Origin of the sequence: Streptomyces sp. NPDC059008 (genome assembly GCF_042749045.1) — a bacterium.
Taxonomy (GTDB): domain Bacteria; phylum Actinomycetota; class Actinomycetes; order Streptomycetales; family Streptomycetaceae; genus Streptomyces.
Genome location: NZ_JBHYJC010000029.1, coordinates 84,371 through 92,779, shown reverse-complemented (window position 1 = coordinate 92,779; position 8,409 = coordinate 84,371). Strand labels below are relative to the sequence as shown.

Annotated in this window: 10 protein-coding genes; 3 read left to right on the top strand and 7 right to left on the bottom strand. The window is 68.9% G+C overall.

Going from position 1 to position 8,409, the window contains the following annotated elements; all coding sequences use genetic code 11:
• On the bottom strand, positions 1 to 96 hold a 96-nt coding region (locus ACFWZH_RS27945; protein WP_352332740.1), incomplete at its 3' end, for an S-adenosylmethionine synthetase N-terminal domain-containing protein.
• A gap of 14 nt (positions 97 to 110) precedes the next feature.
• Positions 111 to 1,004 (bottom strand): class I SAM-dependent methyltransferase, encoded by an 894-nt coding sequence (locus ACFWZH_RS27940; protein WP_384436933.1) that lies wholly within the window; start codon positions 1,002 to 1,004, stop codon positions 111 to 113.
• Positions 1,005 to 1,333: 329 nt separating this feature from the next.
• Between ACFWZH_RS27940 and ACFWZH_RS27935 the strand changes: the two genes are divergently transcribed.
• Positions 1,334 to 1,840: a Fur family transcriptional regulator gene (locus ACFWZH_RS27935; protein WP_384436930.1), complete on the top strand. Its 507-nt coding sequence runs from the start codon at positions 1,334 to 1,336 to the stop codon at positions 1,838 to 1,840.
• On the opposite strand, the gene ACFWZH_RS27930 is transcribed toward ACFWZH_RS27935, so the two are convergent.
• From ACFWZH_RS27930 to ACFWZH_RS27920, 3 genes are read right to left on the bottom strand one after another with little or no spacing between them, the layout of a single operon-like run.
• Positions 1,837 to 2,631 (bottom strand): ABC transporter ATP-binding protein, encoded by a 795-nt coding sequence (locus ACFWZH_RS27930; protein WP_384436927.1) that lies wholly within the window; start codon positions 2,629 to 2,631, stop codon positions 1,837 to 1,839. The two genes, ACFWZH_RS27935 and ACFWZH_RS27930, sit on opposite strands and share 4 nt — an antisense overlap.
• Complete coding sequence (locus ACFWZH_RS27925; protein ID WP_384436925.1) at positions 2,628 to 3,791, bottom strand: FecCD family ABC transporter permease; 1,164 nt, start codon at positions 3,789 to 3,791, stop codon at positions 2,628 to 2,630. The genes ACFWZH_RS27930 and ACFWZH_RS27925 overlap by 4 nt, the downstream gene beginning before the upstream one ends.
• A complete protein-coding gene (locus ACFWZH_RS27920) occupies positions 3,781 to 4,674 on the bottom strand; it encodes an ABC transporter substrate-binding protein (RefSeq protein WP_384436922.1) in 894 nt (297 codons plus the stop codon). Before ACFWZH_RS27920 ends, ACFWZH_RS27925 begins: the two co-directional genes overlap by 11 nt.
• A 288-nt stretch (positions 4,675 to 4,962) precedes the next feature.
• Here ACFWZH_RS27920 and ACFWZH_RS27915 point away from each other — a divergent pair, with 288 nt between their 5' ends.
• Positions 4,963 to 5,706, top strand: a complete 744-nt coding sequence (locus tag ACFWZH_RS27915) for a TauD/TfdA family dioxygenase (protein WP_384436920.1) — start codon at positions 4,963 to 4,965, stop codon at positions 5,704 to 5,706.
• Between the two features lie 297 nt (positions 5,707 to 6,003).
• A complete protein-coding gene (locus ACFWZH_RS27910) occupies positions 6,004 to 6,969 on the top strand; it encodes an alpha/beta hydrolase (protein WP_384436916.1) in 966 nt (321 codons plus the stop codon).
• Between the two features lie 82 nt (positions 6,970 to 7,051).
• Here the strand turns inward: ACFWZH_RS27910 and ACFWZH_RS27905 are convergent, their stop codons facing one another.
• Positions 7,052 to 7,816, bottom strand: coding sequence for an SAM-dependent methyltransferase (locus ACFWZH_RS27905; RefSeq protein WP_384436913.1), 765 nt, complete (start codon positions 7,814 to 7,816; stop codon positions 7,052 to 7,054).
• 92 nt (positions 7,817 to 7,908) lie between these two features.
• Entirely contained in the window at positions 7,909 to 8,283 is a 375-nt protein-coding gene (locus ACFWZH_RS27900; protein WP_384436910.1) for a winged helix-turn-helix transcriptional regulator, read from the bottom strand.
• Positions 8,284 to 8,409: the final 126 nt, after the last annotated feature.

Here is an 8,409-nt window from a genome sequence, read left to right as displayed (position 1 = left end):
GAGGAGCGCGTCGAGGATGGTGTCGCTGATCTGGTCAGCGATCTTGTCGGGGTGGCCCTCGGTCACGGACTCCGAGGTGAACAGGCGGCGGGACATGAGTCTCCTGTACGTCAACTGGTATGCGGTATCGAACTGGTGGGCTCGGTGGCGGTCAGCCAGGAGGCGCCGCCTCCGGGGCGGCGGAAAGGGGCGACGCGGCGAAGGGTTCCGGTACCGATGAGCGTCGAGAAGTCGATCGCGTCGCGCCCTTCGGCAAGCAGCGCCGCTGTGAACCGCTCGCGGACGCGCTCGACCGCGTCGGTGGACAAGCCATCGAGCAGTCCCCTGAAGTCGGTGCCGAGCACCAGGGACCACAGCAGGTCCGAGTCGGCGGGCAGAGCGAGCGAGTGGCGCTCCACGTCGATGAACGACAGCGAACGGGCGGTGAGCCACTCCCGGTAGGACTCGGGTGTGCCGATCGGTTCGAGCGGGTTGGCCGACGGTGGAGCGTGAAGGAGTTGCGGCCTTTCGGGCAGCACGGCGCGGAAGGTCAGCTCGGGCAGCGGCTCAAGCGCGCCTCGTGCCCAGACCGTCGCGGTCAACCGGCCTCCGGGCCGTAGCTGCCGCAGTAGCTGCTCCGTCCCCGCGGCCATGTCGGGGAAGAGGAAGATCCCGAGCGAACACACCACTGCGTCGTAACCACCGCGCGGAGCAGGCCATTCCAGGACGTCGCGGTGCACGAAGCGCACGTTGGCCGGTCCGCGGGTCGCCGCCTTGGCGCGCCCCCGCTGGAGCAGGGACTCCGCGAGGTCGACGGCGTCCACGGCCCCATGCGGGGCGACTTGATCCGCGGCCGGGAGCGCGGACGCCCCCGAGCCGCAGCATGCGTCGAGTACGTTCGCACCGGGCCGCAGTCGGGCGGCCTGGACGGTCGCCGCGCCAATCGGAGACCACAACGCATCAAAAAGTCGATCGAAGTCCTCGGCCCCGTCCGTGCACCCGGCCGTCAGCTCGTGCCGCTTCATGCAATCCCCCTCCGTGAGAGCGTGGCCAGCGTATATGAAAATGACAACCACTTCTATATAGTGGCCATGGCTCGCTCCCGTGGTCGTGAAGCGCGGCAGACTGCGCTGTGTTCGTCCTGTGCGTCGGCGGTTTCGGCGTTCCGCCCGGCGGCAACGCAAGGGCGGTTCCCCAGGGCGGCAGACGTCACCGAACGCCTATGGCGGTCCGCCCCCGAACCCGACCGGATTCTCGACGGTGGGCGGTCGGGTGACGGCGCGGCCGCGCCGACCCATCCGAGCCATGACACATGTCGAGCTCGCCGACAGAGCGACCAATGGAAGGGGAGGCCATGCTCAAGGAGCAGGTCGCCGACCGATCGCGACAGCTCCATATGCGGCAGGGGGCCGACCGCATGCGCAGCCGGGCCCCTTCCCCTCGCAGTACACGGCAACGGGATGCCGTGCTCAAGGCGCTTGACGAGCTGGACGCGTTCGCCAGCGCCCAGGAGCTTCACTGGCTCCTTCGCCGCCAGGGCAGTCGAGTCAGCCTGAGCACCGTGTACCGGACCATCGCCACCCTGGAACGCCTCGACCTGGTCGATGTCGTACGTGACGACAAAGGAGAGCGGTCCTACCGGCGTCGGGATGCCCCAGAGCACCAGCACTACCTGGTCTGCCGGCAGTGCGGCCACAGTGTGCCGGTCCCGTCCGAAGCGTTCGAGACGTGGGTGACGGCGGTCCAGCAAGCGCACGGATTCGTCGAGGTACAACACATGCTCGATCTGGTGGGGCTGTGCCGCGACTGCCGGAACGCCGATCGACCGGACGGCCACGCAGCGGAGCCGAGGCCCGCCTAGGGATGCCTCCCGGACGCCTCGGGCACCGGGGCGACGCCGCGGTAGGAGACTGCGAGATTGCCCAGGACGTCGTGGCCGACTTCGGCGTCGACCTCGAAGACGGACGCGAGGCGGTCCGGGGTGAGCACGTCCTGCGGCCTGCCTGAGGCGGCCACGACGCCTTGATGCATCAGGATGAGCCGGTCGCAGAACCGGGCGGCCAGGGACAGGTCGTGCAACGCGACGAGGACGGTCTGGTCCGTGGCGGCCAGCAGGCCCATCAGTTCCAACTGGTGCTTCACATCGAGGTGGTTGGTCGGCTCGTCCAGCAGGATGCCCCAGGGCCGCTGCGCCAGTGCACGCGCGATGTGTGCGCGTTGCCGCTCACCACCGGACAGGGTCTGCCATGCCCTTGCTCTCAGGTCGGTGAGCCCGACCCTGGCAAGGGCCGCGTCGATGACCGTCCGGTCGGTGCGATCGAGGCCCCGCCAGCGATCCCGGAACGGTGTCCGCCCGAGCGCGACGACGTCGGCGACACGCAGATCACTGTCGACTTCGGCAGCTTGCTCGACGAAAGCGATGTGCTGCGCGAGACGACGCACCGTCCACCCGCGGATGTTCTGGCCGTTGTAACGGATCACACCCGTCGTCGGGGTCCGCAGGCCGGCCACGCACCGCAGCAGCGACGACTTCCCCGAGCCGTTCGGGCCGATCAGGCCGACCGTCTCACCGGGCTGTACCGCCACGTCCACATCCCGGACGACGGCCCTGCCCGCCACCGCCCAACTCACCTGCAGTATCTCGATCTTCACAGTTCACCACGCTTCCGCAGAATGAAGAGGAACAGCGGGACGCCGAGCAGAGCGGTGAACACCCCGACGGGAACCTCCTGCGGCGCGAACGCGACTCGGGCCAGCGCATCGGTCCACACCAGGAAGACCGCACCGACCAGCGCGCTGAACGGCAACAGGACGCGGTGCAGCGGCCCGACGAGGAACCGGACCCCATGCGGAACGATCAGCCCGACGAACCCGATCGCTCCCACAGAGGCGACGGCCACCGACGTCATCAACGCCGTCACGACGAGCAGCACGATCCGCGTCACCCGCACATCGATGCCCAACGAGGCCGCGGTGTCCGCACCGAAGGCGAACCCGTCGAGCGCGGTCGCGCACAGCCAGACCACGGTCAGGCCGATCACGGCCACGACGGAACAGATGATCACTGCGTCCCAGCGGGCCGAGGCCATCGAGCCGAGCAACCAGTAGGTGATCGCGCGTGTGGTGTCGGCATCGCCGGCGGCGATCAGGACCAACGAGGTGAGTGCGGTGAAGAGTTGGCCCACGACGACTCCGGTGAGCACGATCTTGGCCGAGTCGAGACCGCTGCGGCGTAGCAGCAGCATCAGCACGCCGAAGGAGACGAGCGAGCCGACAAAGGCACCGCCGGTGATGCCCAGAGTGCTCGCGCCGACGCCCAGGAGCACGACCACCACGGCGCCGGCGGACGCGCCCGAGGAGACGCCGAGCAGGTAGGGGTCGGCGAGCGCGTTGCGGGTGATGGACTGCAAGGCCGCACCGCACACCGCCAACGAGGCGCCCACCACGGCTGCCATCAGAACGCGCGGGACCCGAAGATCCCAGATGAGCGAGTCGAGCAGCCGGGGAAGCGGTTCAACCGGCAGACCGAGGCGGCTGCCCAGGGCGCGGCCGAGGTCGGCGTAGCCGACACCGCTGGTGCCGATGCGCACCGAGACGGCCATCGAAGCCAGCAGCGCCGCGACGGCGAGGAGCGACCACGCCGGCCGGGGCAACGCGGAGCGAGGCGTGGGCGGCGGCAACGGGTCGCGGGCGGCTTCTCGCCCGTCCGCACTCCGGGCCGCGGGGTGCAGCACCGATACGTGGTCGGCCCTCGGTGCCGAAAGGGCGGTCGGTGGTGGCCCGCCGGCCTCCTCGGTGGGGCTAGCGGCCATAGCCGAGGTCCTTCATCCCGTCCACGAACTGCTGCAGGGCGTGCACGGTACGCACCGACGGGTCCATCTCGATCCCGGGCAGCTCGATGACCCGGTTCTTCCGCACGGCTGCCAGCTGTGACACGACAGGGTGTTTCCGCATCATCGTGCGCTTCTCCTCGGCGCTGTCACCGGGTGTGCCACGCTCGGACAGATCGCCGATCACGATCACATCCGGATCGCGCTTGGCGATCTCCTCCCAGGACACCTCCGGCCATTCCTCGTTGATGTCGTCGAACGCGTTCCTGGCCCCGATGAGCCTGCTCATGTCGCTGGGCATCCCGCCGTTGCCCGCGACGTACGGGACACCGTTGAACACCGAGTACACCCATACGACGGAAGGCCGGCTCGCCAGGCCCTTCCGAGCCTTGACCGCCTGCGTGGTCACCTTCCGCTGCTGGGACACCAACGCGGAGGCGCGGGCCTCGACATGGAAGATCCGGCCCAGGTTCTCGTAGTCCTGGAACAGCCGCTCAAAGGGCGTCAGGCCGGGCTTGTTCGCCTGCGGGCAGTCCACCGCGCTCACGAACGACGGCAGGTCCAGCCCCTGGAGTTCCTTGCGGGTCCCCACCCGGTCCTTGGTGTACAGATCGGCGAACGACGAGACCACGAAGTCCGGGGTCGCTGCGCGCAGCTGCTCGCCGGTCAGGATCTTGGGATGGAGAACCGGTACCTTCCCGTAGGCGGCCCGATACTGCGGAGCGATCTTCGTCTTCAGGTTCGATGTGCCCACCATGCGGTCCTGCAGCCCCAACGCCAGCAGGGTCTCGGTCGAGGACTGGTCGAGCGTGACGACCCGCTCCGGCGGCTGCGAGAACGACAGCTGCTGCCCGCAGCTTGCCACCTTCACGGTCCGTCTCGGCGCGCCGGAAGCCGACGAGTCCTCGGCGGGAGCGGAGCAGCCAACACCCCCCACCAAGATCAGTGCGAGCGCGAGGCCGAGTCGAATACTGCGCGGCATGGAACTCCTTTGCGGCCGGAGAGGACCGGAAGGGGGACACAGGACTACTCGATAGACTATCGGTAATGATTTTCATTATAGTGCGAGCGCCACGGCACGACATCGACTCACACCATCCGCCCCCACAAGAAGGACTCACGCGAACCGATGCTCACCTCCCATCGCCCTGACTTGGGCGTCGTACCTGCCCGCGTCGACATCGGGAACACGGACGAGATCCGGCACAGGCTCACCCGCGACGGTGCGGTGGTCCTCACCGGACTCGACACGACCTCCGACGCGCTCGTCGCAGCGGCCGCCACCGTCCTCGGGCCACGCCTCCGGCAGCTCCACCCCCTGCGCCAACGGACGTCACAGGACGGAAAGTCCGTCCATCTCCACGCCGACAGCTTTGACGTCGTCGTCGACGTGGGCGGCGTCCAGCACCGACGACGTGACCCCGACGAGGACTACGTCGCCATTCAGTGCGTCCAGCCGCCGACCTCAGGCGGGGAATCCTTCGTGGCCGACGCGTACCGCTTCGTGGACGACTGCACAACGGCGGACCCCGAACTGCGGGAATTCCTCACCCAAGCCGACGTCGACCTCTACGGAGGCTGGGGAGCGCTGCGCGGGCTTCCCGCGACGCCCCGGGTCTCCAGGCACGTGGAGTACACCCGCACCGGCCGACGCATCGTCCGCCGCACCGACGGCGCCGCACCACTGCACCGGGATCCCGACGCTGAGCACATCCAGACCATGCTGGGTCGCTTCCAGAAGGCCGTGCACGATCTGGAAGGCGCTCTTCCGCGCTTTGAGCTCGCCGAAGGAGACATCCTGTTCCTGGACAACTACCGCTGCTGGCACGGCCGCGAGCCACACACCGGGGACCGCTCCGTGCGCATTGTCACGCTGCGCAGCAGTGACGCCCGCTGACAGGCAGCGACGGGTGGGAGAGGAGGCCGTGTCGTCGCCGAGCCCGTCACCGAGCCCGTCACCGATCCGAGCCCCCCGGCGCGGGACGGACGAGGCGGTTTCTTGATTTCTTGGAATGCATCTGCGGAGGACAGGCAATTACAATGGACATATAGCCCCCATCGAGGGCTCGAACACGAGGGCTTGAACAAGGGCGGAGGCACCGTCGACCGCCCCGCAGCACGAGCGCAGCGCGGCCCTTTCAGGGCCCCGCGTTCGTCACCATGCGCTTGCTCGGATTTCCCAGGGAGCATTCCCATGGCTGGTCAAACCGCCTCCATCGTCCTAGAGCCCGAGGCGCAGGCGCTCGCCGACGCCACCTCGCAACATCCGTTCCTGTACGAGCTGGATCCGCCCGCCGCGCGCAAGGTGCTCGACGACCTTCAGGCCGCGCCGGTCGACATGCTGCCGGTCGACGAGGAGTGGGTTTCGGTTCCGGCGGCGGTGGGCGATGTACGGGTACGCATCGTCAAGCCGCAGGGCGCCACCGGAACGCTGCCCGTCGTGTTGTACATGCACGGCGGCGGCTGGGTGCTGGGAAATGCCGGTACGCACGACCGCCTGGTGCGCGAGTTGGCGGTCGGCGCCCGTACGGCAGTGGCCTTCGTGGAGTACACGCCGTCGCCCGAAGCGCACTATCCCGTGGCCATCGAGCAGGGCTACGCCACCGCGCGGTGGATCGTCCGCGAGGGGGCGTCCAAGGGGCTCGATGCACAGCGCATGGCAGTGGCCGGGGAATCGGTCGGCGGGAACATGACCGCCGCACTCGCGCTCATGGCCAAGGCACGCGGTGACGTCACGTTCGTACACCAGTCGATGTACTACCCGGTCACGGACGCGGCCATGGACACCGGTTCCTACGACGAATTCGCCACCGGCTACTACCTGAGCCGCAAGCTGATGGAATGGTTCTGGGACGCCTACACGACCGACCCGGACCAACGCGGGGAGATCACCGCGTCACCCAACCGCGCCACCATCGAGCAGCTCTCCGGCCTGCCGCCCGCCCTGCTGATCGTCGACGAGGCCGACGTGCTGCGCGATGAGGGCGAGGAGTACGCCGCCAAACTCCGAGCAGCCGGCGTTCCGGTGACCACGGTGCGCTACGACGGCACGGTCCACGACTTCATGCTGCTCAACTCGCTGAGCCAGTCCAAAGCCGCCCGCGGAGCCATCGACCAGGCAACGGCGTTCCTGCGCAACGCCCTCGGAACCACTCGGTGAAACGGTGGCGGGCGGTCGGCCCGGATGGCCCTCGCCCTTTGCCGGCCTGTTCGGGGTATGGGCCGGGCGGCTGCCGCCCGGCTCACCGCTTGCGTGCTGTCACCAGGGCGAAGGAGAGGTACTCCCCACCGTCCTCGGTGAGCATGTCGATCACCGGCCGATTGGCCTGCTCGCCTTCCGGCCGGTGCTCGGCGCACGCCCGTGCCCACAGCAGCCAGTCCCGCCAGCCGTCGTCCTGGAGTCGCGCGGAGGTGACGTCCACCAGTTCGGTGATCTCCCACTGGAAGCGCCACCAGTCCGCCGTGTGCCACGCGATCGCCTCCCAGCCGACCACACGCTTGATGTGGGGCGGGATCGTGCCGAGTTCGCGGACCTCCCGGGTCATGGCGGGGGTGGCGACGCCCAGTTGGCCGCCGGGGCGAAGGAAGTGGGCCAGGTAGGGCAGATAGCCGTCGGCGGTGCCGAAGTACTCGAACGCGTCGATGCTCACGATCGCATCGAAGCTCTCCGCCTCGAACGGCAGCACGTGCGCCTCCGCCGGTACCGCCTTCACCCGGTCTCCGACCCCCGCCTCGGCGAAGACGGCGACCGCGTCCTCCGCGGGGATCCACCAGTCGGCGGCGACGACGTCCACACCGAACTCCCGGGCCAGGAAGACGGACGTGGCGCCCCTGCCGGAGCCGAGGTCGAGGACCCGCATCCCGGGGCGCAGATCAAGGTCCCGGGCCAGGTTCTCCAGGAGCCACAACGGGTTCGGGCCCATGTCGAGGCCGACGAGCCAGGCCGGGTCGTAGCGGGAAGCGCGAGGGTAGCGGTCGGGCCGTACAAGATCATTCAAAGCAGTCACGGACGAACTCAAACCCGCGCCCCGCCCGGGCGCAATTCCTTTCTTGCGTACATCGCCACCCCGGTCGGGGCATGGACGTCACCATTGCCGTATCAGCGGGTGCCGAAGCGATCCTGAGAGGCCAGGACGTCGTCCGCGTAGCGGGCGGCCCAGGTGCCCATCGCGCGGATGGGCACCAGCAGGGCCGTGCCGGCCTCGGTGAGGAGGTAGTCGACGCGCGGGGGCGCCTCGGCGTAACGGCGGCGCTCCACCAGGCCGTTGTACTCCAGCCGCCGCAGCGCGTCGTTCAGCACCTTGGGGCTGATCCCACCGATCCGGTCCAGCAGGTCGCGCGGGCGCATCGGGCCTCCCTCGCCGAGGATGAAGACCACCACGCTGTCCCATCGGTTCGCCAGCACCTCGAAGGCGACCCGGGCCCGGCAGTCCGCCGCGAACCCGTCCCCCGCCAGCTCCTCACGCTCTCCCATACGCCCATCCTGCCCGGCCGATGCACACCGCGCCCGGGGGCCGCGCCCCCCCCCCCCCGCGCCGGGGACCAACCCACCCCCCCCCACCAAAACGGATCGCCCGCGAAGTCTAATAAAAAAAAACAA

Excerpts from the sequence above, each read along its gene's own strand:
- ACFWZH_RS27940 (WP_384436933.1), bottom strand. The coding sequence starts at position 1,004 with ATGAAGCGGCACGAGCTGACGGCCGGGTGCACGGACGGGGCCGAGGAC.
- ACFWZH_RS27935 (WP_384436930.1), top strand. The coding sequence starts at position 1,334 with ATGCTCAAGGAGCAGGTCGCCGACCGATCGCGACAGCTCCATATGCGG.
- ACFWZH_RS27925 (WP_384436925.1), bottom strand. The coding sequence starts at position 3,791 with ATGGCCGCTAGCCCCACCGAGGAGGCCGGCGGGCCACCACCGACCGCC.
- ACFWZH_RS27910 (WP_384436916.1), top strand. The coding sequence starts at position 6,004 with ATGGCTGGTCAAACCGCCTCCATCGTCCTAGAGCCCGAGGCGCAGGCG.
- ACFWZH_RS27900 (WP_384436910.1), bottom strand. The coding sequence starts at position 8,283 with ATGGGAGAGCGTGAGGAGCTGGCGGGGGACGGGTTCGCGGCGGACTGC.